We start from the raw sequence: 24,668 nt of genomic DNA, 5'->3' as shown, positions 1-24,668 counted from the left end.
GCCGTGAGGGGTGAGGAAAATGAAAGTATTTGTTGTTGATACGAGTGTTATAGTGGATGGGAGACTAACCCAATACTTAGAGAGAATTAATGAGAAAGTTAAGGTAGTTATTCCCGAAGCTGTTGTTGCTGAGATAGAACATCAAGCTAATGAAGGTAAGGCTATTGGTCATACTGGATTGGAGGAACTTAAGAAGCTTAGAAGCCTGGCTGAGAGAGATAAAATTCTATTGGAGTTCTATGGCGAGAGACCTGATCTCTGGCAGATAAGGAGAGCTAAGGCGGGAGAAGTTGATCACATGATAAGGGAAGTCGCTAGAGAGCTGAATGCGACCCTTATAACTGGTGACCAAGTACAGAGAGACATTGCCATAGCGAAGGGAATTGAAGTAATCTATTTAGAGGCCAGAAAGGAAGTAAAGCACCGTCTCGAGGATTTCTTTGACGAACATACCATGAGTGTTCACCTAAAAGCAGGTGTAAGACCTTTGGCCAAAAAGGGTAAACCTGGCCAGTGGAGGTTAGTTCCTATAAAAGATGAAGAACTAACTGATGTAGAGCTTGAGGAAATAGCGGATGATATAGTTGAGAGAGCTAAAAGGGATCCAGAGTCATTTATAGAGCTCGATGAGCTTGGTGCAACAGTTGTGCAGCTTAGGAATTATCGTATAGTAATAGCAAAGCCACCATTTGCTGACAGGATAGAAATAACGGCAGTAAGGCCCATAATCAAGTTAAGCATTGAAGATTATGATATTCCAGAAAAGCTTTTAGAGCGTTTAACAGACAAGGCTGAAGGTATTCTGATTGCTGGTGCTCCAGGCGAAGGAAAAACCACTTTTGCGCAGGCTTTAGCGGAGTATTATGCATCCATGGGTAAGATTGTGAAAACAATGGAAAAGCCTAGGGATCTTCAAGTTAGTGAGGAGATAACTCAATACACTGCCCTTGCAGGGAAAATGGAAAAAACAGGAGACGTCCTTCTTTTAGTTAGGCCTGATTACACGATATTTGATGAGATGAGAAAAACAAGTGACTTCCAGATTTATGCGGACTTACGACTTGCTGGTGTTGGAATGGTTGGTGTTGTTCATGCTACAAAGCCTATAGACGCTATCCAGAGATTCATTGGAAGGGTAGAACTTGGAATGATTCCACAAATAGTGGATACTGTAATATTCATCAAAGCTGGAGGCGTTAGCAAAGTTCTAACTCTCGAGTACAAGGTTAAAGTTCCCAGCGGAATGACAGAAGAGGATCTAGCCAGACCTGTAATTGAGGTTAGGGACTTCGTAACTGGTGAGTTAGAGTACGAGATATACACCTACGGCGAGGAGATAAGTGTTGTACCTGTGAAGAAAAAGGAGAAGCCGCCTGCAATGAAATTGGCAGAAAAAAGACTTAAACAAGAAATTAAAAAGTTCTTACCAGATGTTTATACAGAGGTTGAGCTTGCAAGTCCCCATAAGGCCATAATATATGCAGATGAATTTGATATACCCACTATTATAGGCAAAAAGGGCAAAAGAATCACAGAAATCGAGAAAAAGCTTGGAATAAGCATAGATGTCAGAAGTTTTGAGGAGAAGATGGCAGAAATGCCAACCGAGAAAATAACAGTTGAGGTTGAAGAAAAGAAAAAGCAAATAGTTCTCAGAGTTTCACCGGATTTTGCAAAGAAGCCTCTCAAGTTCTTTGCAGGCGATGAATACATCTTCACTGCAACTCCATCGAGAAAAGGTCTGATTAAGGTTAATAAGAACACTCCAATAGGGAGAGAACTGAGGAGAGTTTTAGAAGCAGGAATAGAGCTTTGGGCATCTCCTTAATTTATTTTTGGCTCAGATGCGAGGGTACTCATCATTTTTCAGCTAGCGAAATTGTCTTCATCGCCCGAAATTCTTATATTCCTAATTCTTTAAGTGCCTTTTGATGAGATTGATACTTGCATCTCAAAGTCCTCGAAGAAGAGAAATACTTAGAAAGTTTTTTGATAGTTTTGATATTGTCCCTAGCGCGGTTAGTGAAGAGTCTACTGCTGAAAATCCTGTGGAACATGCTATTGAAGTTGCAAAAAGAAAGGCTTTGGATGTTTATACGAGATATGGTGGGGTAGTTATTGGGGCAGATACAATAGTCGTTCTGGATAATATGATCTTAGGTAAACCTAGAAACAAGAAGGAAGCTAAAGAAATGCTTAGAAGTCTGAGTGGAAAGATTCACAAAGTGATTACTGGATACTGCATAGTCAGGGAAGGAGAAGAAATTACAGGGTATGAAATCACTGAGGTAAAATTTAGAGAACTTAAAGATGAAGAAATAGAGTGGTATGTTTCCACGGGAGAGCCACTTGACAAAGCCGGGGCTTATGGTATCCAAGGGAAGGGTGGTATTCTGATTGAATGGATAAAGGGAGATTATTACAATGTCGTTGGATTTCCGATAAAAATAATTCTTGAGCTTATAGATCTTGGCTTTAAGCTTTCATAAAAGTTCTGAGAAAAGCAAATCCTCTTTTTTACCACCTGCTTTCTGAAAAGCCTTTAGACTCCAGCTAATATTTCCCACGTCCCTGACTTGATGGGCATCACTTCCAAAGGTTAGCTTCACTCCTTTCTCGATACAGAGTTTTATAAAATCCAGTTCTGGTGCTCTATAACGGCTGCTTATTTCAAAGGCCTTTCCATATTCCTCGGCAAGTGCGACAATTTCTCTGTATTCTTCTATAGAGGGATATCCAATGTAGGGAAAGACATTTCCAAAATGACCGATTATATCAATGTTCTCATCTTGGATTGCCAGCTTTACTAAGTTTAGGTACTCTTCGTGCCCTCCTAGGGTAAAGTACATGTGCACTGAGGCAATGGCATAATCAAGTTTTTTTCTGATTTCAGAGGTTATATCCACTCCATTGGGAAGGATGTTTGCTTCTATTCCTGCTAGAACGACTATCTCGCTTTCTTTTTTCAGTTGTTTTATAATGGAAACATAAGAATTTAGCACGTGGTTTGAAAAGAAATGCAGATGGTCGCTTATTCCAATAATGTGTAGTTTCTTCTTTTCTGCCTCGGCAATATTGTCTTGAATGTCTCCTATCCCGTCTGAAAATCTTGTATGGGTGTGAATATCGATCATTTCAATCCTCTCTCTTTTAATTTTAAACATTTAAAAGTATTGCAGTACTTGGATAAAATATCCAATGTAAACCCTGAACTTTAGGTTTGACAATGTTTAAATACTATTCTACTCTAATGAAGGTCGGTGGTGATTATGGTAGAGCGCTCAAAAGTTAGAGTTCTAATAGCTAAACCGGGATTGGATGGTCACGACAGAGGAGCAAAGGTCATAGCGAGAGCTCTTAGAGACGCCGGCTTTGAAGTTATTTATACTGGGATAAGACAAACTCCAGAACAAATTGTGGAGTCTGTTATTCAAGAGGATATAGATGTTTTGGGCCTTAGTATCCTTTCTGGAGCCCACATGGTCCTTATACCAAAAATTCTAAGGCTTTTAGAGGAGAAAGATATAATCCCAAATGAAGATATTCTTCTGCTTGCTGGGGGGATAATACCTCCAGATGATGCTCAAGAACTTGAAAAGATGGGTGTTGGCAGAGTTTTTGGTCCAGGAAGCCCGATTGAGGAGATTATCAGGTTTATCGAGGAGAACGTTCCCAAACTTAAGAAATTTAGGACCGAAAGCTAAAGGTTTATATTTTCTTTTTTGGATAATTAATCCAAGTGATAAACATGATAGATGAATTAATTGAAAGAATGCTTAAAGGCGACAAAAGAGCAACGGCTAGGTTGATCACATTTGTAGAGAATAATGAGGAAAAAGCGAGGGAAATAGTTAAAAAAATTTATCCTTATACTGGAAGGGCTTATATAATTGGGATAACTGGTCCTCCTGGGTCTGGAAAATCAACCTTGGTTGATAAGCTCATTAAAAAGGCTAGAGAGGAAGAGAAAGTAGTAGGAGTTATTGCAATAGATCCGACTTCTCCCTTTACAGGAGGGGCTCTTCTTGGAGATAGGATCAGGATGCAACGACATTCAACAGATCCGGGAGTTTTTATAAGGAGCATGGCCACGAGGGGCTCTCTTGGAGGTTTAGCCAAGGCAACAAATGATGCTATAAAAATACTTGATGCATATGGGTGTGACGTTATTTTTGTAGAAACTGTAGGTGTCGGGCAAATAGAAGTGGATATAGTAAAAACGGCTGATACAGTGGTTTTAGTTACAGTCCCTGGATTGGGGGATGATATTCAAGCAATAAAGGCCGGTTTAATGGAGATAGCAGATATCTTTGTGGTCAATAAAGCAGATAAAGAGGGTGCAGAGGCCACAATGTTTGAGCTCGAACTTATGCTTGATCTAGAAAAGGAGAAATGGAGTAAAAAAGGCTGGAAACCACCAATCGTTTCTACTATTGCTTTTACTAACAAGGGGATTGAGCAACTGTGGGGTGCTATTAATAAGCACAGGGAGTTCCTCCTAAGTAGTGGAGAGATCGAAAAGAAAAGAAAGTTTAGGGTAGAAGAAGAAATTAAAGCTATTGTCTCAAGTACGATTGCAAGAAAGATCGGTGAAAAGATGGGAGAGGATGATATAGCGATACTTATAGAAAAGATAGCTAAAAGAGAAATCGACCCATATTCTGCTGCTGATCTTGTGCTGGAAAAGGCTTTGGGGGTGAAAGCATGATAAAAAAGGTTGACCATATTGGAATTGCTGTTAAGAATCTTGAAGAGGCCATAAAGATTTGGGAAGGTCTTGGGTTAAAGGTTGAAGAGATTGAAGAGGTTGCAGAGCAAAAAGTTAGAACAGCCATATTCCACGCTGGTGAAACGAGAATTGAACTCTTAGAAGCAACTTCAGAAGACTCACCAATAGCAAAGTTCATTGCAAAAAGAGGAGAGGGAATTCACCACATTGCGTTGGGTGTTGATAACATTGAAGAGCATCTCAAAAAACTGAAAGAAGATGGCTTTAGGTTAATCGATGAAACACCTAGAATAGGTGTTGGTGGGGCAAAGATAGCATTTGTACACCCAAAGAGTGTTGGTGGGGTTCTTTTAGAACTATGTGAAAGGAAAGAATGAACCCTTCTTTTTAAATTTCTGAGCTTTTTTCTCATCGAGGACTAGAATACATGGTTTTGGACGAGAGATAATGGAAAATTTCATTGTTGAAGAATTTTAAGAAGAGTATTTTTGAGTGGCCGGCGGCGTCCCCGGTTTCCCGCCCCCTCTCGGAGGGCAGTACCGCCGGGATCGCTGGCGGGCTTAACTTCCGGGGTCGAAACGAGTCCGGGTGTGACCCCGCCGCTATGACCGCCGTACCGATAGTAACTCTCAGCACAGGCTTTATAAAGTTTACGGTAGATGAGGAGAATGATGGAAAAGGAGATAATGGAACTGCTAAGACTAGAGCGAATAAGAGAGCCACTTAGTCCAAGTAAGAGAGTTAAGGACTTTCAAGTTACAATCCAACGAACCAAAAATGGGGAAGAGATCGAGTTGGCTGGTTTTCTACTGGCAAGAAAGCCTCCATATGCCCCTAACGATGCGGCTTATTACTTGTTATCACCATTAACCCCCTCAGAGTTGGCATCACTTAGTAAGGATGATTTCAGGAGTTATTTGGTAATTAGAATGACAGAAATGACAGAAGTACGGGGTAATGTAAGGCCAGGAAGTCATGTTCGTGTAAAAGGGGTCATGGATGCTTACCCTTGGGGCAACCTTCGGACTGTTCACACGTTATTAATAGAAGGTAGGGAATATCCGGAGTACTGGAAAGACTATCAAGAGTTCGCGCTTAGCAGAAGAGAGGTAATTAATCTATTCGAGAGAACGGTTTACATGCCTGATGAGATGAGGATGGCACTCATTTATTCGCTTTATGGTGTTCCTTATGTGCTTGGAATGGAGCAATCTCGAAATTGGGGTGAAGGCTTTGACTTCACGGTTTACAAATACAGGGAAAATTTAGGGCTTCTAGCTCTGTGGAAAGCTCTGAAATACCTCTATGATAGTCTCCCTTGGGAAGTTCGTGTTACCAAAAAAACCATGCTTGAGATAGAAGATCCTTTTTTGGGAATAGATTTTCGAGTTAGAAACCCCAATGGAACAGATATGAAATATTACACCCCTCTGAAGAAGATAAGCATGAATAAGCTTCCAAAGTGGGTAAAAGATCAGATAACGAATAAGAAGGCGATAGGATTACTTCCAGAAAACAAAGAACCTAACCCAACAGATCTACTAGCAAGAATTTCAGAAACTCCTTTTGTTTTAACTCCTTGGGAAGAGAAGCCATACTTTGAGAAGAACAGGGAATTCCAACAACTTATGCCTAATTTGCTCGTTACGGTCTTCCTCCAACGCGAACAACACATGGCGATGAACACCAAGGACTTAGAACCATTCAGAAAGGAATTCCTAAAGTGGATAGAATATGGTAGACAAGAGTATCCGGATATGTTCAATCCTCTTAGCAGTAGTCCAAAAGGCCTTTTTCACATAAATCTTAGATATCTCTTAGATGTTAGGGTCTTTGGAGCAGCAACTAGGTTCTCTGGAAAAGTTACAAAGAAAACAATAGGAGACATAAGACAAATTAAAGAAGCTATCCTTAATGACTGGGCAGTTGTTGTCAAAGATCATCCTGAAATTCTTATGGAACTTAGGAAAGACTATGAACGCTATGTTCCAAGAGACGTCAGGGCACAAAGGGCTCTTCAAGTATTCTACGACTTGTCATCCACCAGTATTACAGGAGACGTGGATAAGGAAGAGTTCTTAAATGAGCTGTTGCAGCAGGGCTTCAATCAGAAAGATGCCTTAGAACTCATTGAAAGGTTTATATCCTCTGGGTATGTGTACGAACCATTTCCAGGAAAGCTCCGGTTAATAAGGTGATATCATGTCCAAGAGGTATATTCGTCAAAGAGAAAAGAGGGAGAAGAAAAAGATAGCACTTGAGAGGATAGAAATACTCTTTACTCTGGCTGAGAGGGTTTTCCCCTATGATAAGGAACTCGCAAATAGGTATGTTGAAATAGCTTTAGCAGTACAACGAAAAGCAAAAGTCAGAATCCCAAGAAAGTGGAAGAGGAGGTATTGTAAAAAGTGCCACTCATTTCTTGTTCCAGGAGCTAATGCACGAGTTAGGCTCAGAGAGAAAAGAATGCCTCACGTTGTTATAAAATGTCTTGAATGTGGCCACATCATGCGTTACCCTTATTTAAGGGAGAAGAAAGAAAGAAGACGAGCCCATAAAGGTTAAACTTAACCCTGACAGCATTTATCTTTTTTATCAAGGGGCAAAATTTCTTGGAATCCTGTATAGGGCCATAATACTTTGGGGATTTTTACAGTTCCATCTTCTTCTTGGAAGTTCTCTATTATTGCCACTATTGCTCTCGAAGTTGCTATTGCTGTTGAATTTAGTGTATGAACAAAGCGGGGCTTTTCGTTTGGTTTATCTCTGAATCTGATGTTTAGTCTTCTTGCTTGCCAATCAGTACAGTTTGAGCAACTTACTACTTCTCTGAATTTACCTTGGGCACTCATCCACGCTTCAATATCGTATTTCTTTGCTGCTACATATCCCAAATCGCCGGTACAGATGTTCACGATTCTGTATGGAATCTCTAATGCCTGGAATATCTCTTCAGCATTTTGTATGAGTTTCTCATGCCATTCCCAGCTTTCTTCTGGCTTGACATAAACAAATTGTTCTACCTTATGGAACTGATGAACTCTGAAGATACCCTTTGTGTCTTTTCCGGCAGTTCCAGCCTCTTTTCTGAAGCATGGGCTCACTCCTGCATAAAGGATAGGTAAATCATTCCCATCTAGTATTTCGTTTGCATGCATTCCTGCTAGAGCATGCTCTGATGTAGGAATTAGGTAGAGGTCTTCACCTTCAATCTTGTATATAACATCTTCAAAGTCTCCAAAACTAGTGACACCTTCCTCAACATATCTTCTTACCATATATGGGGGTATTACTGGAATAAAGCCTTTCTCTATGAGCTTATCTAATGCAAATCTTATTAGTGCTAGATCTAGTATTACTAACTCATTGAGAAGATAGAAGAATCTTGAACCACTAACCTTTGCAGCCCTCTCAAGATCAGCCCCACCAAGTTTTGGTAGCAAATCGGCATGAAGCTGGGGTTTCCATTTGATAACTTCATACTCCATTTTCCCTTGGCTTTGTTCTAAAAAAGTCTCTAAATGCCCTTCCCAGACTTTAGCTTTTCCCCAAAACCTGATTGGGACATTTTCAGTATCATCTTTTCCGATAGGGACACTTTCGTGGGTTATATTTGGGAGACGCCAGAGATAGTAATCGATCTTTTCTTTGATCTTATTATTTTCCTTTTCAATTTCTTCTATTTGCTTTGCTATTTCGTTGCTCCTTGTTAGCAGATCCTCAATTCCTTCACCAGCTTTTTTTCTCTTACCTATCTCAATAGCAAGCTTGTTTCGTTCTCTTCTAAGTACATTGATCTCTTTTAGGTTTTCTCTCCATTTCTTATCGAGCTCAAGGATCTCGTCAATCCATTGGAGTTTCTCAAGCTCCCCACGCTTTATAAGATCGCCTTTTACAATGTCAGGATTTTCTCTGATGAGCTTTATATCAAGCATATCTTTCACCTACCGTAATAACGAAGAGTTTATTTAAAAGTTTATCCAGATGATGTGAGAAGACAATGAGAATGAAATAATGCTTAAAATTTGAATAAAACTACTCTAACTTCTTCCCCTTCTTCCAGTATTTCAACATTCTCTGGAACTTCTACAAAGCCATCAGCTTCTATAAAACTCGTTACTGCTCCACTTCCTTTTAGAATTGGTTGTGCTACCTCGTCATTGATTCTTACTGGTAAGAACTGTCTCCTCCCTTTAACAGAGAATACCTTGTGGGCGAGCTTTTTCTTGGCGTACTCTATTTTGAAGTCCATTCCAAGGAGTTTTCTAATTAGTGGGGCAACTAGAAGAGTGAAGTTTGTCAGACAACTGGTGGGATAACCTGGTAGACCAAAAATAGGCTTTCCCTCTATAAGGCCTATTATCGTTGGCTTCCCTGGTTGGATTGCTATTCCGTGGATTTTTACCTCTCCAAGTTCCTCAATTATTGAAGCTGTAAGATCTCTTGTACCTCCACTGGCACCGCCGCTAAGAATTATAATATCATATTTGAGAGCTTCTATTATTTTCTCTTTTAGACTCTCTCGATCATCGTTTGCTATTCCTATAAAGTGGGGTTCCCCTCCAAGTTCTTTAACTGCATCACTAACCGCTCGTCCATTTATATCGTATATCTTTCCTGGTCTTAGTTCGTCTCCAGGTAAAATAATCTCGTTCCCAGTGCTTATTATTGCGACTTTTGGTTTTGAGAATACCTTTACTTTTTCAAAACCAACTGCGGAAAGCAAGGCCGTTTCTTTAAATCCAAGTTTTGTACCTATTTTTAGAAGAAGCTTACCTTTTGAGATATCAGTCCCTGCTTTCATGACGCCCGCTTGGGGATAAACGGGTTTGTAGATAATAACTTTATCCTCTTCTCTTTCGACTACTTCAAATTCAATAACTGCGTCTGCCCCCTTAGGGAGCACTGCTCCTGTGGAAATGTAAACTGTTTCTCCAGGGCTTACCTCAACTTTAGGCTCCTCTCCTGCATGAACCTCCCCAATAACTTTTAATACTACTGGATTGCTTTCGCTTGCATTCCATGTATCTTGACTTTTTAAAGCATACCCATCAACGCTTGCTCTGTCAAAGGGTGGGACGTCTATTGGGGAAATAACGTCCTCCGCTAGAATCCTTCCATATGCTTCTTCAATTTCTATCTCTTCGATCGTTGGTTTTAATGGGAAGGAGTTTATGATCTCTAGAGCTTTTTCGAGGGATACCACTTTTAAAAATGCCATTTTATCACCCATTTGAAAAAATGAGGAAAAGTTAATAAATCTGTTGGAAACGCGTGGGCTTATGACTGGGAGAATAGGGAGGATTCACCATTCATCTTCGTCTTCCCAATCCTCCTCTTCCCATTCATCTTCTTCCCACTCTTCCTCCCACTCTTCTTCCTCCCAATCCTCATCAAATTCTTCCTCTTCCCATTCTTCCTCAAAGAGTTCTTCTTCGAGCTCTTCAACTTTCTTTTTCTTTGGAGGCTGCATATTTCTCACCCCGGCCCACTTCTGGGGCATTTTTATCTCCGTGGCAAGGGTTTATAAAGTTTATTTGAGAAGACTTCTTCCGAAAGGGAGGGGGCGAAAACACTCTAAAAAGTGAGCGCCGAAAGTTTTTAAATACTCTTGCTAGTAGTAATTAGTAGTTCGACAATTTGAAAGTAGCCGGCGATTCCCTCGTTGGAGGAATAGTCGGTAGTGGCCGTGTGAACCGGCCGGTGGGAGTGAGGCTACCGGTAACGGGACGCCGAATGAACTCTCACAAAGTCCCCTCATAAGGGGGCAGTTCACATGAGGATTGGAGTGTTTTTAATCCACTTTGAGTTTTTGAAATCTTCTCTTTTTTCCTTAATCTTTTTAATAGTTCCTTCGAATCATCACACATGAGAGTGGCGATCATCACAGAAAATGCAAGAATTTATTACATGGCCGCAAAAGTTTTGCAAGAGTATAGGATACCTTTTTATAGCCTTAGACCTGGCGATAAGATCCCTTTTGATGTGGAAGTAGTTTTAACAAGTAAAGAAGAATACGCTAAAATTAATTTTCCAGCTAAAATAATGATTGTAAATGAGAATTTTATAGATGATCTCTTGGCAAAACTTGAGGGGAGGGAGAAATTTAAGACTATATACATTGCTATAGATCCTGGGGAAAGACCTGGAATAGCAGTTGTCGCGGATAACAGGGTTATTGAAGTTCATCACTTAAAAACTCCAAAGGATGTTGATGTTATCTTGAGTTTATTAGAAAAATATCCAAAGGCCAAAATTAAAATAGGGCATGGGGCAAAAAGGTATAGGATTTTAATGCTTAAAAGTTTGGCAAATGTCTTAGGAGATGATTTTCCAATTATTTTAGTAAATGAACGAGGTACCACTCCAAAAGTTGGTGGGATTGAGGCATCACAAGTTCAGGATATTGTAGCTTCAATCAATATAGCTTTAAGGGATGGTAGAGAGGCTACTCTTGGGGAACTGATGCATGTGGGTGAACCCAGTAGGGGTGAGATTGAATATATAAAAACAAGAAGTAGAGAATTAAGTAATGGTATGATTACTATATCATCAAAGCTTGCGAGAGAAGTTGCAAAGGGTAATTTGACTTTAGAAGAAGCTATTGAAATCCACAAAAAGAAAAAAGGTGATAAAAAATGATATTTGGTAAGGAAGAGGTTAAGGAGGAAATAAAGTTACGAGTTGCTGAGGCCCTTAAGCGAGATGTTGGGAGAGGTGTGGTTAGGTTTGATAGGAGATATCAAAAGCAATTGGGAGTAGGGCCTGGTGATATAGTGGAATTAGAAGGAGAAAGGAAAACAGCTGCCATAGTTGAGAATGCTCATCCAGATGATAGAGGTCTTGACATAATACGAATGGATGGCTACATCAGAAGAAATGCTGGAGTTAGTATAGGAGACTACATTACTCTGAGAAAAGCTGAGGTTCAAGAGGCCAGAAAAGTTGTGTTGGCCCCAGCTCAGAGAGGGGTCTACCTCCAAATTCCAGGAGAACTTGTTAAAAGGAACCTCCTTGGGAGACCAGTTGTTAAGGGTGACCTAATAGTGGCTAGTGGAAGAGAGACGGAAATTTATACTGGTTCTCCATTTGATGAACTTTTCAGAGGATTCTTTGAGAGTTTGCCATTAGGATTTGGTGAGTTAAAGTTCATTGTAGTGAACACGGCTCCAAAGGGTATAGTTCAGATAACGTACAATACCGAGATAGAGGTTCTTCCCCAGGCAGTAGAGGTTAAAGAAGAAAAGGTTCCTGAAGTTACTTATGAGGACATTGGTGGTCTTAGAGATGCTGTTCAAAAAATTAGAGAAATGGTAGAGCTCCCCTTAAAGCACCCAGAGCTCTTCGAGAGGCTTGGAATTGAACCGCCGAAGGGTGTTTTGTTGTATGGTCCTCCGGGTACTGGTAAGACTCTTTTGGCTAAGGCTGTTGCTAATGAGGCTAATGCTCACTTCATAGCCATCAACGGCCCAGAAATCATGAGCAAATATTATGGAGAAAGCGAAGAGAGATTGAGGGAAATCTTTAAAGAGGCTGAAGAAAGTGCTCCGAGCATAATTTTCATTGATGAGATTGATGCAATAGCTCCAAAAAGAGAAGAAGTCACAGGAGAGGTTGAGAAGAGAGTTGTTTCACAACTGCTTACTTTGATGGATGGATTGCAAAGTAGGGGAAAAGTTATCGTAATCGCTGCTACTAATAGACCGGACGCGTTAGACCCTGCTTTAAGAAGGCCTGGTAGGTTTGATAGGGAGATTGAGGTTGGTGTTCCTGACAAGCAGGGAAGAAAAGAAATCCTTCAAATTCACACCAGAGGTATGCCGCTTGAGCCAGATTATGATAAGAGGAATGTTCTTAGAGTCCTAAAAGAACTTAGAAAGAGAGAAACATTTGATAAAGACAAACTAGACTTCATCATGGAAAAAGTTGAGAATGTTAGAGATGAGAGTGAAATTAAAGCGATACTAAAGGAGGAAAGTGATATATACAAGGAGGTTAGGGTAAGACTCATTGATCTCATGCTTGAAGAGTTAGCTGAAAGGACTCATGGATTTGTAGGCGCTGATTTGGCAGCATTGGCAAGAGAAGCCGCAATGGTTGTCTTAAGAAGGCTCATTACCGAAGGCAAGATTAATCCTGAGGAGGAAAAGATACCTCGGGAGGTTCTTCAAGAGCTTAAGGTTACGAAAAATGATTTCTATGAAGCATTGAAGATGATAGAGCCATCTGCACTTAGAGAGGTTCTGATTGAAGTTCCTAATGTTAGGTGGAACGATATAGGAGGTCTTGAAAGCGTGAAGCAGGAATTAAAAGAAGCAGTGGAGTGGCCATTAAAATACCCCAAAGCATTCCAAAGATTGGGGATAACTCCTCCCAAGGGTATTCTGCTCTACGGTCCTCCGGGTACTGGTAAGACTCTTTTGGCTAAGGCTGTTGCTAACGAAAGTGAGGCCAACTTTATTGGAATTAGGGGTCCAGAGGTTTTGAGCAAGTGGGTTGGTGAAAGTGAGAAGAGAGTTCGGGAGATCTTTAGAAAAGCGAGACAAGCTGCCCCAACCGTGATCTTCATTGATGAAATTGACTCTATAGCTCCAATGAGGGGAGGTGAAGCTGATAGGGTTACAGATAGGCTTATTAATCAATTGTTAACTGAGATGGATGGTATTGAAGAGAATAGTGGTGTTGTCGTGATAGCCGCTACTAATAGGCCTGACATTCTTGACCCTGCACTACTAAGACCTGGTAGGTTTGATAGATTACTTCTCGTTCCAGCACCAGACGAAAAAGCAAGGCTTGAGATACTCAAAGTTCACACACGGAGAGTACCACTTGCAAGTGATGTAAGTTTGGAAGAGCTTGCAAAAAGAACTGAAGGATATAGTGGGGCCGATCTGGCCGCACTTGTTAGAGAGGCCGCATTTGTGGCACTTAGAAGATCGGTTTCAAAAACACCAAGAGAACTTGTGGAAGAGCAAGCTGAGGAGTTCTTGGAGAAGCTTAAAGTTTCAAAAAGGGATTTTGATGAAGCTATGAAGAAAGTCAAACCCAGCATAACGAAATACATGCTTGACTATTATCGCCAGTTTGAAGAAAGTAGAAAGGGAGCTAGGGGAGAGGAGCGTAGGGAAGTAGATTATTTCACTCTTTGATTTTTCAATTTTAGAAAAGATTTTATAGAAAAAAGTCGATTTTCACTATAGGCAAAAGCTGGGGGGTATAAAATGGTAAAGGTCAGAGCATCAAAACTTAGGGATATGGAGATTATAACTGATACCGGAATAAGACTTGGATGGCTCTACGATTTAAGCTTTGATGAAGAGACAGGAGAAATTTTAGTTATAGTAGCTGAACCAGATGAGGACTTGGACACAAGTGAGTTTGTTACCGATCATGAAGGTCTTCTTTTGATACCCATGAAAGCTGTTAAGAGCATTGGAGAGTTTATAGTCGTAGATCACAACAAACTTGCAGTCAAATCAAAGCTTAGGAGAATTTCACTTATTAAAGAAAAACTCCAAGGGTCTTAGATTCTCTTACTATATCTTCTCTTGTACAGTTTTTAGTTCTGGTTATTTTTACTTTTTGAAAGCCTTGTCTTTTAGGGGGATGTGGTGAACTGTCCAAGGAAAACCTTTAAACTACCGAAACTTTTTTAAACTTATCAACGTAATAAGGTCTTGGAGAGGCCCCTTAAGAACAACTCCATGAGGAGTTTCATCGTGTCCCTCCAAGTCTGGAGGGAAGACGCCGTAAGGCGTCCTTTATAATACCACCGCTGAGGTGGTTGAAACTCTTGGAGTGGTCTTTGGAACGATAGCCCCGAACCGCTTTGCGGTAGGGGTAACGGGCCGAAGACCCGGCCCTCGGGCTGAACTGAAAGGGGCAACCCGAGTAGGTGATGGGCCCGTAAACCTTCCCGCCACTGGCGAGGGGTTAATTCGCTGGAACCCTCGCCCTTCAGACGGGGAGGAGGTCAGAAAGTTAAGGATATTAGACCACAAGCTTTATATAGATGTAAAGTTTATTTTACGTAAAGTAAACTTTACATGATGAGTACTATAGAGGTGATTATGCAATGAAAGTAAGGTATGAACACTTGCTTGCAATTCTCATCACAGGTATGATAATTGCTTTGGCATATTCAACTAAGTCAGGTAAGGCACTTTTAGCAGTGGGGATCTTTGTGGTGGGTTTTTTGCTTACCTACATACTTACTTGGTATTACAATTCTCGGGTTCAAAAGGTTGAGGACGAGAGAACCGAGATAATACATGCCAAAAGTGCCCGTAACGGCTATGCTGTGATGAGCTTTCTGCTCTTTCTTGAATATCTGTGGGAATATACTAGTGGAAACAGTGAAATGGCAACAAAGCTCATAATTCCTTTGGCGATAGGGGCCTTGATGCTCTTAGTTTCCCACTACTACTATGAACAGGTGATGTGATTATAGGATAAAAGCTTGTGAGGGTTTTGACATGAAAAACCGGAAAGTTTGGTATATCTCATTTATGATCATGATATTTTTTGTCTTACTTGCAATATACTTCATAAAGCTAAGGAGTCCCTACGGAGCAGTAATTGCGGTAACACTGTCTATGATTGCCATGTATACTGGAATGGAGCTCGCTGGAATCGAGAAAAGTATAAAAGAGCTCAGGATAACATCAGCAACTCTGGAAGCATATATTTTTCTTGCTTTATTATGGTTCGCATGGAAGGCTGGAACGCTCTATGGGACTCAGCAGTTTAAAGAATTCGTAACAACTTCTAGAAACATAATTACCCTTGCGATATCAATCCATCTTGGAATTAGAGTTTACTACTGGCTTAAAGGTGAAACAAAATGAAGAATCGCCTCCGTGAACTTCGAGAATGGAAGGGGTTAACTCAAGAAGACCTAGCCAAAGCACTTGGAGTAACAAGACAAACAATAATAGCGATTGAAAAAGGTAAGTATAATCCCTCTCTTGAACTGGCTTTTAAAATAGCGAAGTTTTTTAAAGTTAAAATTGAGGACATATTTATTTACGAGGAAAAGATAGGGGGGCCTTAAATGGTTGCTGTCAAAGTAGAAAATCTTGAGAAGGATTATGGAAAAGTTAAAGCCCTCAAGGGGATAAGTTTTGAAATTAGAAAAGGTGAGATATTTGGCCTTATAGGTCCAAATGGTGCTGGAAAAAGTACGACTCTAAAAATCTTGGCGACTTTATTAACTCCTACTGGCGGAAAAGCAGAAATTTTTGGTCATGATGTAGTTGAAGAGGCAGAAGAGGTTAGGAAGCTTATAAGCTACCTCCCAGAGGAGGCGGGAGCATATAAAAATCTTAAGGGAATCGAGTATCTCCAGTTCATGGCGAAGCTATATGCTAAAACAGGTAAAAGCTATGATGAAATGCTTGAAATGGGGATAAAACTTAGTGGTCTTGGAGAAAGATTAAACGATAAGATTTCCACTTACTCAAAGGGTATGACACGGAAATTACTATTGGCTCGGGCTTTAATGGTCAAGCCAAAATTAGGAATTCTTGATGAACCTGCAAGCGGTCTTGATGTGGTTAATGCTTACTCCATAAGGCAAACTATACGAAGATTTGCGAGGGAGAAGGGCATTACATTTCTTGTTTCAAGTCATAACATGCTTGAAGTTGAGTTCCTCTGTGATAGAGTTGCCCTTATCAATAAAGGAGTTATAGTAGACGTTGGGAGTCCAAAAGAGTTGAAAGAGAAATACAATGCAGAGAATCTTGAAGAGGTCTTCATGAGTATAGTAGGAGAAGGCAAAGGAGCTATGGAGGTGTTTGGATGAGTGATTTTTGGGTAATAGTTATGAAAGAGCTTAAGGATCTCTTGAGAGATAAGGCATTGATATTTGGTATAATCATAGTTCCTCTTATTATTTATCCTGCGTTAGGGCAGATGATGCAGGTAGGGTTTGAACAAGCACAAAAAGAAACTAAAGTTGTTTTAGTAAACTTTGATGATGGAGAATATGGTTCTCTGCTTATAAAAGCCTTAGAAGCTGCCCCAAACGTAACAGTAACGAAGATAGAGGCGTTAACCCTTGATGAAGCTCTTAAAAAGGCCCAAGAAGGAGAGCATAATATGATTGTAATAATTCCTAGAAACTTTTCGATAGCTATAGAAAACAACCAAAAAGCCCAAGTAGAAGTTTATGGTATTATAAAGGGTATAAGTGGAGGTATAAGGGAAGCAGTGAGTGAGGGAAGAATTAATGCCATCCTAATAGTTTTAAATGAATATTTGGCAAAGTTAAAAATAGAGCAAAATATAGAAGGGAATCCCGAGGCGATTTTAAAACCAATAGATGCTAGGAGTTATACTGTTATTAAAGGCCAGGTGGTTCCAGTTCCGCCATCTTTGGTTTCCAACATTATAACGTCTCAATCATTTTCGATGCCTATCGTAATATTCATTATGATAATATTAGTAGCTCAAATGTCAGCTGGAACAATGGCAATGGAAAAGGAAAACAAAACTCTTGAGACTCTGTTAACGCTTCCTGTGAAAAGGATAACCATTGTAGCCGGTAAGATGATGGGGACAGCAGTAGTTGGAATAATTGCAGCTATAGCGTACATGATAGGGATGAGAAACTATCTAGGAAGCTTGACTTCTGCATCTGGTGAAATTGGAATTCCCCTTGAGGAACTCGGTTTGAAAGTAACACCATTAGGAGTCATGTTATTTGTTCTTATAATGTTCTTGGCAATGGTATTTGCTTTAAGTTTTGCAATGCTACTAGCGGTTTTTGCAGAAGATACAAAAAGTGCAAATGCTGTTGTAAGTGCTGGAATAATGCCTTTGGCATTTCCAACTTTTATTCTAATGTTTGCAGACATAGAAACACTTCCAGTTGCTCTCAAATATCTCATATTAGCAATACCCTTCAGCCACCCAGTGTTGGCTTCAAAGGCGATGCTCATGGGAGAATACTCTACCATGTATACTAGCGTGATTTATCTTTCTGTAATAGCAGCAATAACATTATCTGTGACAGCGAAGTTTTTCACAACAGAAAAGATTCTTACAGCAAAGTTTAGGTTTGGAAGAAAGAAGTGATCTTTTTTCTTTTAGAGCAACCCAACAAACTGAAATACCTTAAACATAGCAAGGGAGATCACGATCGCAGTGGTTGGTGTAGCTATCCATCCAACGGCTATTTCCCTCACAACTTCTTTTTCTATTCCTCTCCCACTAGCAAGACCTACTCCTATTACTCCTCCTACAATGGCTTGGCTTGAACTTACAGGAAGCCCAAACATATTAGCTAAGCTAACTGCTATGGCAGAACTAAATTGGGCGGAAAAAGCAGATATTGGACCTAAGGAGGTTATTTTTCTGCCTACAGTATACATGACAGCATAACTAAAGGTTAATGCTCCTAAAGCTAGGCTTAGTGCCCCAAACATCCCAGCGGTTTTAGGATCAAAGAATCCAGCTCCTACCAAGGGGCCAGTTGCATTTGCAACTTCATTAGCGCCAAAATTAAAAGCCATATAAGAGCCTCCAAGAACTGCAAGCCACTTATAGAGAAACTCTATCCTTTTTAGACTCTTGATTCTATTGACAATTCTCCCATAAAACTTGAAAAGGATCAAGCCGAAAATCGCAGCCAATATTGGGGAAATGATCCATGCAGCACCAATTTTAATAAGTGTTTCCCATTTTATAGGGGCACTTATAGCGATTCCAACCCCTACAACTCCCCCTACAATTGCTTGAGTAGTGGAAACTGGAAGGCCTTTTATGGTAGCTATGGTCACCCAAACTCCTGCTGCTAATAAAGCTATTATTGCAAGTTCAAGTGATAGATACTCTGGGGGGACGATGCCTTTTCCAATAGTCTTCATGACCTTGGATCCTTTCAAATAAGCTCCAAGCATTACAAATACTGTGATTGTAAGAGTTGCCTGTCTGAAGCTTAACAAACCTGCACCTATGGCAGTCCCCATTGCATTTGCACTGTCATTGGCCCCAATATTCCAGGCAATGTAGAACCCTATTGCGACCGCAGCTAACATAACTGCCTCCATTTCTGTCCCCTCATATCTATATAGACTATATAGTAGTTTTAAGTTTAAAAATCTACTCGTTGCCCTTTTTCTGGTTTGGTAACAGGAAGTCTTTTAGAGAGACATTCTTTTTACAAATGTAAAGGGAAATTTTGTGTCTGTTGGTGTATTATATTATTCATTGAACATAGAATCTGTCCACTTTTACTCAAAGACACATGCCGAAAGAGGTTTCTTGCCATACCGAAAACTAAATAAATGCGCTGACTGAAAATGATACTGACAAAACTTGGGAGGAAGAGACGATGATAGAGATTCGTTTTCACGGTAGGGGTGGACAAGGTGCAGTTACAGCTGCAAACATCTTAGCCGAAGGAGCTTTCTTAGAAGGCAAGTATGTCCAAGCGTTCCCGTTTTTTGGTGTTGAAAGAAGAGGTGCTCCAGTTACAGCATTTACAAGAATAGACGAAAGACCTATTAGAATCAAAACTCAGATTTATGAACCTGATGTGGTAGTTGTTCTTGATCCCTCACTTTTGGACACAGTAGACGTCACAGCAGGTCTTAAAGAGGGTGGGATGGTAATTATAAACACTGAAAAATCAAAGGAAGAAGTTCTTGAGAAGCTCAAGAAGAAACCAGCCAAGCTAGCTCTTGTTGATGCTACGACAATAGCTTTAGAAATTCTTGGGTTGCCAATTACAAATACATCAATTCTCGGTGCAGTGGCAAAAGCCACAGGTGTGGTTAAAATTGAAAGTGTTGAGGAAGCTATTAAGGACACTTTCTCAGGAGAACTTGGAGAGAAGAATGCTAAGGCAGCAAGAGAAGCATTTGGAAAGACCACTGTTTATGAACTTTGATTTTTCCTTCCTTTAAAATTCATTATAAGGGGTGAATTGTCTTGAATACTTTATTCGGGGAGAAGAAGGCAAATGCAGGAAAAAGGGTATTTAAATCTGTTGAAGAATATCCGGAGGTTCCAATAACTCTTGGAACGACACTCTCGAACTTTACTGGGGATTGGAGGACGTTTATACCAGTTGTTGACGAAAGCAAATGTATAAAGTGCTATATTTGTTGGAAGTTCTGTCCAGAGCCTTCAATATACATAAAAGAAGATGGCTATGTCGCGGTGGACTATGACTATTGTAAGGGTTGTGGAATTTGTGCAAATGAATGTCCAACTAAGGCAATAAGCATGGTAAGAGAGGAGAAGTGAGGTGATAAAATGCCAAAGAAAGTTGTAAGTGGAAATTACGCGGCTGCTTATGCGGCGAAACATGCGAGAGTTGAGGTTGTAGCCGCTTACCCTATAACACCTCAGACGTCAATTATTGAAAAAATAGCTGAGTTTATAGCTAATGGAGAGGTCGAAAATCTTCAATATGTCTCAGTTGAGAGTGAGCACTCAGCAATGGCTGCTTGTATAGGTGCCTCAGCGACGGGAGCAAGGACTTTCACGGCAACATCTGCTCAAGGTCTTGCTTTAATGCATGAGATGCTTCACTGGGCTGCTGGAGCAAGACTCCCAGTAGTGATGGTGGATGTTAACAGAGCAATGGCTCCACCGTGGAGTGTTTGGGATGATCAAACAGATTCACTTGCCCAAAGAGACACTGGATGGCTTCAATTTTATGCTGAAAACAACCAAGAGGTCTATGACGGTGTACTAATGGCATTTAAAATTGGCGAGCATGAGAAAGTTAACCTCCCAGTGATGGTTATTGAAAGTGCATTTATTCTAAGTCACACTTATGATGTAGTTGACATGCCAAGCCAAGAAGAGATAGATGATTTCCTTCCACCAAGGAAGCCTCTCTATACATTAACGGACTTTGAAAACCCATTCTCAGTTGGTGCGCTAGGTACTCCAGCTGATTACTATGAATTTAGATATAGGATTGAAAAGGCTATGGAAAACGCTAGAAAGATCATTAAAGAAGTTGGTAAGGAATTTGGAGAAAGATTTGGAAGAGACTACAGTCGGATGATAGAGCTATACAGGACAGAGGATGCAGAGATTGTTTTCATGGGTATGGGTTCTTTAATGGGTACTGTTAAAGAGGCCATTGATGTTCTTAGAAATGAAGGATACAAGGTAGGAGCTGCAAAGGTTCGCTGGTTCAGACCCTTCCCCAAGGAAGAACTTTATGAGTTGGCCAAAAACGTGGAAGGGATAGCAGTCCTTGATAGAAACTTCTCATTTGGACAAGAGGGAATTCTCTTCAATGAAGCTAAGGGTGTTCTTTACAACACTGATGCAAACCCAGTAATGAAGAACTACATTGTTGGACTTGGCGGAAGGGACTTAACAGTGAATGACGTGAGAGTAATTGCCAAAAATATGAAAGAAATAATTGAAAAGAAGGAACTTGATAGGGAAATCGAATGGTACCACTTAAAGAGGTGAGAAGAATGGAACTTCCTGCTGAGGTGAAAAAGAAATTAACACTCCCTGCTGAGGAACACTTTTACGCTGGACACACGGCTTGCCAGGGTTGTGGAGCCTCTTTAGGGTTGAGGTATGTTTTAAAAGCTTATGGGAATAAGACAATATTCACAATACCTGCATGTTGTTCGACAATTATAGCAGGTCCGTGGCCTTATTCAGCTTTGAATGCTCCTCTGTTCCATACAGCTTTTGAGACTACTGGTGCGGTTATAAGTGGTATTGAGGCAGCTTTGAAAGCAAAAGGCTACAAAGTTAAGGGCGAAGATGGAATAATGGTAGTCGGCTGGGCAGGAGATGGTGGTACAGCAGATATTGGTCTCCAAGCATTGAGTGGTTTCCTTGAAAGGGGGCATGATGGATTATACATAATGTATGATAATGAGGCTTACATGAATACGGGTATCCAGAGGTCTTCATCCACTCCTTACGGAGCATGGACAACTAACACCCCGGGTGGAAAGAAACACTTCGTTGAGAGAAGACCAAAGAAGAAGGTCATTGATATCGTGATAGCTCACAAGCCCGCGTATGCTGCTACAGCTAGCGTTGCTTATCCAGAAGACTTCATGAGAAAACTAAAGAAGGCCAAGAATATTAAAGGTCCATCATTCATACAACTCTTTGCCCCGTGTCCAACAGGATGGAGGGCACCAACTGACAAGACCATTGAACTTGCCCGCTTAGCAGTCCAAACAGCATATTTCCCACTTTTTGAATATGAAAACGGCAAGTATAAGATAAACATGCCTTCACCAAACAAGGAACCCAAGCCCCTTGAGGACTTCATAAAACTACAAGGAAGATTTAAGTACATGACCAAAGAAGATATTCAAGTACTCCAAGAATGGGTACTAAAAGAATGGGAAGAACTCAAAAAGAAGGCCGAGGTTTTCGGCTGATATTTTTATTTTTACGAAAAATTTAAAGAAAAAATGATATAATTCGCTTGGGGTGGTATGCATGGCTGAAAGTCCATTCAAAGCTGATATTGAGAGAGTCCAAAAAGAGTATAGTGAAAAGATGACACCTGGAGCAGTAGTCTACATTCCTGGAAGCAGCGTTGTCAACAAGACCGGTGGATGGAGAGTTTTTATGCCACAGTTTGACAAAGATAAGTGTGTTAGATGCTTCCTATGTTACACTCTATGTCCAGAACCAGCCATATATCTAGATGAAGAGAGCTATCCTGTTTTTGACTATGATTATTGTAAGGGTTGTGGAATTTGTGCAAATGAATGCCCAACAAAAGCAATTGAAATGGTTAGAGAAAGCAAATGAGGTGGTATGAATGCCAATGAGAAAGGTTATGAAGGGTAATGAAGCTGCTGCGTGGGCTGCTAAACTTGCAAAGCCAAAAGTTGTTGCTGCATTTCCGATCACACCATCAACACTCGTTCCAGAGAAAATTAGTGAATTCGTAGCTGATGGAGAAATGGATGCTGAGTTCATAAAAGTTGAAAGTGAGCACTCTGCAATTTCTGCATGTGTTGGAGCAAGTGCTGCAGGTGTGAGAGCTTTTACGGCAACTGCTTCCCAAGGTCTTGCCCTGATGCACGAGATTCTTTTCATTGCAGCTGGAATGAGACTTCCAATAGTTATGGCGATTGGTAACAGGTCATTGAGTGCTCCAATTAACATTTGGAATGACTGGCAAGACACAATAAGTGAGAGAGACACTGGTTGGATGCAATTCTATGCTGAAAACAACCAAGAAGCACTGGATCTAATCCTTATAGCATTTAAAGTTGCTGAGGACGAGAGAGTTCTTCTCCCAGCAATGGTTGGCTTTGATGCCTTCATATTGACACATACAGTTGAACCAGTAGAAATACCAGATCAAGAAGTAGTTGACGAGTTCCTTGGAGAATACGTACCAAAACACGCTTATCTCGATCCAGCTAGACCAATCACTCAAGGTGCCCTTGGATTCCCAGCTCACTACATGGAAGCCAGATACACAGTTTGGCAAGCAATGGAAAACGCGAGAAAAGTCATTAAAGAGGTCTTTGATGAATTCGAGAAGAAGTTTGGAAGAAGATATCATATGATCGAGGAATACAAGACTGAGGATGCTGAAGTAATTCTTCTCACAATGGGCTCATTAGCTGGAACTCTCAAGGAGTTCATTGACAAGAAGAGGGAAGAGGGCGTAAAAATTGGGGCGGCTAAGATGACAGTTTACAGACCATTCCCAATTGAGGAGATAAGGGCTCTCGCAAAGAAAACAAAGGTTCTTGCTATTCTTGAAAAAGACATAAGCTTTGGAATTAGTGGTGCTGTTTACACAGATGTCGGTAGAGCACTTATAAACGAGAAAGAGAAGCCAATAATCCTTGACTTCATACTTGGACTTGGTGGAAGGGATGTTACCTTTGAACAACTTGAAGAAGTCGTTGAGATATCAAAGAAGGCCCTTGAAGGAGAGAAGGTTGAAGAAGTTAACTGGATAGGATTGAGGAAGGAGATTTTGTGAGGTGGTTATGATGGCAGTTAGAAAGCCTCCTATCACAACTCGCGAATACTGGGCACCTGGTCATGCCGCATGTGCTGGATGCGGTCCTGCAATAGTCATGAGACTTGCTACAAAAGCATTTAGCGAGGCTATGGAAGCAAAATATGGCGATCCGAATGCATTTGCCATTGCTCATGCCACAGGATGTATGGAAGTTGTTTCTGGTGTTTTCCCATATACTGCATGGAAAGCTCCTTGGATACATGTAGCTTTTGAAAACGCTGGTGCAGTCGCAAGTGGTGTCGACGCTGCTTGGAAGAAGCTTGGAAGAAAAGGAAAAATCCTTGCCATTGGTGGAGATGGTGGTACAGCAGATATTGGTCTCCAAGCCCTTTCTGGAATGCTTGAAAGAAGACACAATGTGGTTTACCTCATGTATGATAATGAGGCTTACATGAATACGGGTATCCAGAGATCTTCATCCACTCCTTACGGAGCATGGACAACCACTTCACCGCCTGGAAAGTACTCAATTGGTGAGGACAAACCAAAGAAATGGGTAGCTCTAATAGCTGCAGCTCATCAAATTCCCTATGTGGCTACAGCAAGCATTGGAGATCCATATGACTTCTACAGGAAGATGAAAAAGGCCGCAAGTGTCGATGGACCAGCATTTGTTCAAGTTTTAGCTCCATGTGTTCCAGGATGGAGAACTCCACCAGAGAAAACTGTGGAAATCGCAAAATTAGCGATTGAGACAGGTCTATGGCCTCTCTTCGAAATTGAAAACGGTGACTTCCATAACATTAAGTTCCAAAGATTCCCCAAAGATGGAAAGTTCAAAAAGCCAATTGAGGACTATCTTAGGCTCCAAGGAAGATTCAAACACCTCTTCAAGAAGCCAGAGGCAATTGAAGAACTCAAGAGACAGATCAAAGAAGTCTGGAGAATCCTTGGTAAGGAAGTTGAGCTTCTCTAGATTTCTTCTTTTTGTTACTC

The 24,668-nt window shown here is 40.7% G+C and carries 27 protein-coding genes and 1 rRNA gene; 22 read left to right on the top strand and 6 right to left on the bottom strand.

Features of this window, described 5'->3' with window-relative positions; genetic code table 11:
• The first annotated feature begins 19 nt into the window (after positions 1-19).
• Together K1720_RS10155 and K1720_RS10150 are read left to right on the top strand one after the other, a co-directional pair.
• Positions 20-1,828 carry a PINc/VapC family ATPase gene (locus K1720_RS10155; RefSeq protein ID WP_251949099.1) on the top strand — a complete coding sequence of 603 codons (1,809 nt, stop codon included), beginning with the start codon at positions 20-22 and terminating at the stop codon, positions 1,826-1,828.
• 103 nt (positions 1,829-1,931) lie between these two features.
• On the top strand, positions 1,932-2,489 hold the full coding sequence (locus K1720_RS10150; RefSeq protein WP_251949098.1) for a Maf family nucleotide pyrophosphatase: 558 nt from the start codon (positions 1,932-1,934) through the stop codon (positions 2,487-2,489).
• Here K1720_RS10150 and K1720_RS10145 read toward each other — a convergent pair.
• Entirely contained in the window at positions 2,484-3,134 is a 651-nt protein-coding gene (locus tag K1720_RS10145; RefSeq protein ID WP_251949097.1) for a PHP domain-containing protein, read from the bottom strand. The two genes, K1720_RS10150 and K1720_RS10145, sit on opposite strands and share 6 nt — an antisense overlap.
• Positions 3,135-3,269: 135 nt before the next feature.
• Between K1720_RS10145 and K1720_RS10140 the strand changes: the two genes are divergently transcribed.
• From K1720_RS10140 to mce, 3 genes are read left to right on the top strand one after another with little or no spacing between them, the layout of a single operon-like run.
• A complete protein-coding gene (locus K1720_RS10140) occupies positions 3,270-3,704 on the top strand; it encodes a cobalamin B12-binding domain-containing protein (RefSeq protein WP_251950715.1) in 435 nt (144 codons plus the stop codon).
• Positions 3,705-3,748: 44 nt separating this feature from the next.
• Positions 3,749-4,708: a methylmalonyl Co-A mutase-associated GTPase MeaB gene (meaB, locus tag K1720_RS10135; RefSeq protein WP_251950712.1), complete on the top strand. Its 960-nt coding sequence runs from the start codon at positions 3,749-3,751 to the stop codon at positions 4,706-4,708.
• The gene (mce, locus tag K1720_RS10130; RefSeq protein WP_251949096.1) at positions 4,705-5,106 is read left to right on the top strand and encodes a methylmalonyl-CoA epimerase; all 402 of its coding nucleotides are present in this window, start codon (positions 4,705-4,707) and stop codon (positions 5,104-5,106) included. The genes meaB and mce overlap by 4 nt, the downstream gene beginning before the upstream one ends.
• Positions 5,107-5,223: 117 nt before the next feature.
• Here mce and rrf read toward each other — a convergent pair.
• Positions 5,224-5,345 (bottom strand): 5S ribosomal RNA (gene rrf / locus K1720_RS10125).
• A 52-nt stretch (positions 5,346-5,397) separates the two neighbouring features.
• Between rrf and K1720_RS10120 the strand changes: the two genes are divergently transcribed.
• Positions 5,398-6,927 (top strand): hypothetical protein, encoded by a 1,530-nt coding sequence (locus K1720_RS10120; RefSeq protein WP_251949095.1) that lies wholly within the window; start codon positions 5,398-5,400, stop codon positions 6,925-6,927.
• Between the two features lie 4 nt (positions 6,928-6,931).
• Positions 6,932-7,294 carry a ribonuclease P protein component 4 gene (locus tag K1720_RS10115; RefSeq protein ID WP_251949094.1) on the top strand — a complete coding sequence of 121 codons (363 nt, stop codon included), beginning with the start codon at positions 6,932-6,934 and terminating at the stop codon, positions 7,292-7,294.
• 2 nt (positions 7,295-7,296) lie between these two features.
• Here the strand turns inward: K1720_RS10115 and serS are convergent, their stop codons facing one another.
• From serS to K1720_RS10100, 3 genes are all read right to left on the bottom strand, one after another.
• On the bottom strand, positions 7,297-8,664 hold the full coding sequence (gene serS, locus K1720_RS10110; RefSeq protein WP_251950709.1) for a serine--tRNA ligase: 1,368 nt from the start codon (positions 8,662-8,664) through the stop codon (positions 7,297-7,299).
• Positions 8,665-8,747: 83 nt separating this feature from the next.
• Complete coding sequence (locus K1720_RS10105; RefSeq protein WP_251949093.1) at positions 8,748-9,950, bottom strand: molybdenum cofactor synthesis domain-containing protein; 1,203 nt, start codon at positions 9,948-9,950, stop codon at positions 8,748-8,750.
• Between the two features lie 84 nt (positions 9,951-10,034).
• Positions 10,035-10,232: a hypothetical protein gene (locus tag K1720_RS10100; RefSeq protein WP_251949092.1), complete on the bottom strand. Its 198-nt coding sequence runs from the start codon at positions 10,230-10,232 to the stop codon at positions 10,035-10,037.
• Between the two features lie 365 nt (positions 10,233-10,597).
• On the opposite strand from K1720_RS10100, the gene K1720_RS10095 reads away from it, so the two are divergent.
• The 8 genes from K1720_RS10095 to K1720_RS10060 all read left to right on the top strand — a co-directional run bounded on the left by K1720_RS10095 (position 10,598) and on the right by K1720_RS10060 (position 17,809).
• On the top strand, positions 10,598-11,371 hold the full coding sequence (locus K1720_RS10095) for a RuvC family protein (protein WP_251949091.1): 774 nt from the start codon (positions 10,598-10,600) through the stop codon (positions 11,369-11,371).
• The gene (locus K1720_RS10090) at positions 11,368-13,878 is read left to right on the top strand and encodes a CDC48 family AAA ATPase (protein WP_251949090.1); all 2,511 of its coding nucleotides are present in this window, start codon (positions 11,368-11,370) and stop codon (positions 13,876-13,878) included. Before K1720_RS10095 ends, K1720_RS10090 begins: the two co-directional genes overlap by 4 nt.
• A gap of 72 nt (positions 13,879-13,950) precedes the next feature.
• Positions 13,951-14,256, top strand: coding sequence for a PRC-barrel domain-containing protein (locus K1720_RS10085; protein ID WP_055284010.1), 306 nt, complete (start codon positions 13,951-13,953; stop codon positions 14,254-14,256).
• 548 nt (positions 14,257-14,804) lie between these two features.
• Positions 14,805-15,173, top strand: a complete 369-nt coding sequence (locus K1720_RS10080) for a DUF2178 domain-containing protein (RefSeq protein ID WP_251949089.1) — start codon at positions 14,805-14,807, stop codon at positions 15,171-15,173.
• Positions 15,174-15,204: 31 nt separating this feature from the next.
• Complete coding sequence (locus K1720_RS10075; protein WP_251949088.1) at positions 15,205-15,576, top strand: hypothetical protein; 372 nt, start codon at positions 15,205-15,207, stop codon at positions 15,574-15,576.
• On the top strand, positions 15,573-15,782 hold the full coding sequence (locus K1720_RS10070; RefSeq protein ID WP_251949087.1) for a helix-turn-helix transcriptional regulator: 210 nt from the start codon (positions 15,573-15,575) through the stop codon (positions 15,780-15,782). The genes K1720_RS10075 and K1720_RS10070 overlap by 4 nt, the downstream gene beginning before the upstream one ends.
• Entirely contained in the window at positions 15,783-16,535 is a 753-nt protein-coding gene (locus K1720_RS10065) for an ABC transporter ATP-binding protein (RefSeq protein WP_251949086.1), read from the top strand.
• Positions 16,532-17,809: an ABC transporter permease gene (locus tag K1720_RS10060; RefSeq protein ID WP_251949085.1), complete on the top strand. Its 1,278-nt coding sequence runs from the start codon at positions 16,532-16,534 to the stop codon at positions 17,807-17,809. The genes K1720_RS10065 and K1720_RS10060 overlap by 4 nt, the downstream gene beginning before the upstream one ends.
• An 11-nt stretch (positions 17,810-17,820) precedes the next feature.
• Here the strand turns inward: K1720_RS10060 and K1720_RS10055 are convergent, their stop codons facing one another.
• The gene (locus tag K1720_RS10055) at positions 17,821-18,783 is read right to left on the bottom strand and encodes an inorganic phosphate transporter (RefSeq protein WP_251949084.1); all 963 of its coding nucleotides are present in this window, start codon (positions 18,781-18,783) and stop codon (positions 17,821-17,823) included.
• A gap of 284 nt (positions 18,784-19,067) precedes the next feature.
• Here K1720_RS10055 and K1720_RS10050 point away from each other — a divergent pair, with 284 nt between their 5' ends.
• The 7 genes from K1720_RS10050 (at position 19,068) to porB (ending at position 24,648) form a co-directional block, all read left to right on the top strand.
• A complete protein-coding gene (locus K1720_RS10050; protein WP_251949083.1) occupies positions 19,068-19,625 on the top strand; it encodes a pyruvate/ketoisovalerate ferredoxin oxidoreductase subunit gamma in 558 nt (185 codons plus the stop codon).
• A gap of 41 nt (positions 19,626-19,666) precedes the next feature.
• Positions 19,667-19,984, top strand: coding sequence for a 3-methyl-2-oxobutanoate dehydrogenase subunit delta (locus K1720_RS10045; RefSeq protein ID WP_251949082.1), 318 nt, complete (start codon positions 19,667-19,669; stop codon positions 19,982-19,984).
• 9 nt (positions 19,985-19,993) lie between these two features.
• Positions 19,994-21,175, top strand: coding sequence for a pyruvate ferredoxin oxidoreductase (gene porA, locus K1720_RS10040; RefSeq protein WP_251949081.1), 1,182 nt, complete (start codon positions 19,994-19,996; stop codon positions 21,173-21,175).
• 5 nt (positions 21,176-21,180) lie between these two features.
• A complete protein-coding gene (locus K1720_RS10035) occupies positions 21,181-22,116 on the top strand; it encodes a 3-methyl-2-oxobutanoate dehydrogenase subunit beta (protein ID WP_251949080.1) in 936 nt (311 codons plus the stop codon).
• A 61-nt stretch (positions 22,117-22,177) separates the two neighbouring features.
• Complete coding sequence (porD, locus tag K1720_RS10030) at positions 22,178-22,495, top strand: pyruvate synthase subunit PorD (RefSeq protein ID WP_251949079.1); 318 nt, start codon at positions 22,178-22,180, stop codon at positions 22,493-22,495.
• A gap of 10 nt (positions 22,496-22,505) precedes the next feature.
• A complete protein-coding gene (gene porA / locus K1720_RS10025; protein ID WP_251949078.1) occupies positions 22,506-23,690 on the top strand; it encodes a pyruvate synthase subunit PorA in 1,185 nt (394 codons plus the stop codon).
• 10 nt (positions 23,691-23,700) lie between these two features.
• Positions 23,701-24,648 carry a pyruvate synthase subunit PorB gene (gene porB / locus K1720_RS10020; RefSeq protein ID WP_251949077.1) on the top strand — a complete coding sequence of 316 codons (948 nt, stop codon included), beginning with the start codon at positions 23,701-23,703 and terminating at the stop codon, positions 24,646-24,648.
• Positions 24,649-24,668 lie beyond the last annotated feature (20 nt).

This window comes from Thermococcus argininiproducens (assembly GCF_023746595.1).
GTDB lineage: Archaea > Methanobacteriota_B > Thermococci > Thermococcales > Thermococcaceae > Thermococcus_A > Thermococcus_A argininiproducens.
This window is presented reverse-complemented; position numbering and strand designations above follow the sequence as displayed.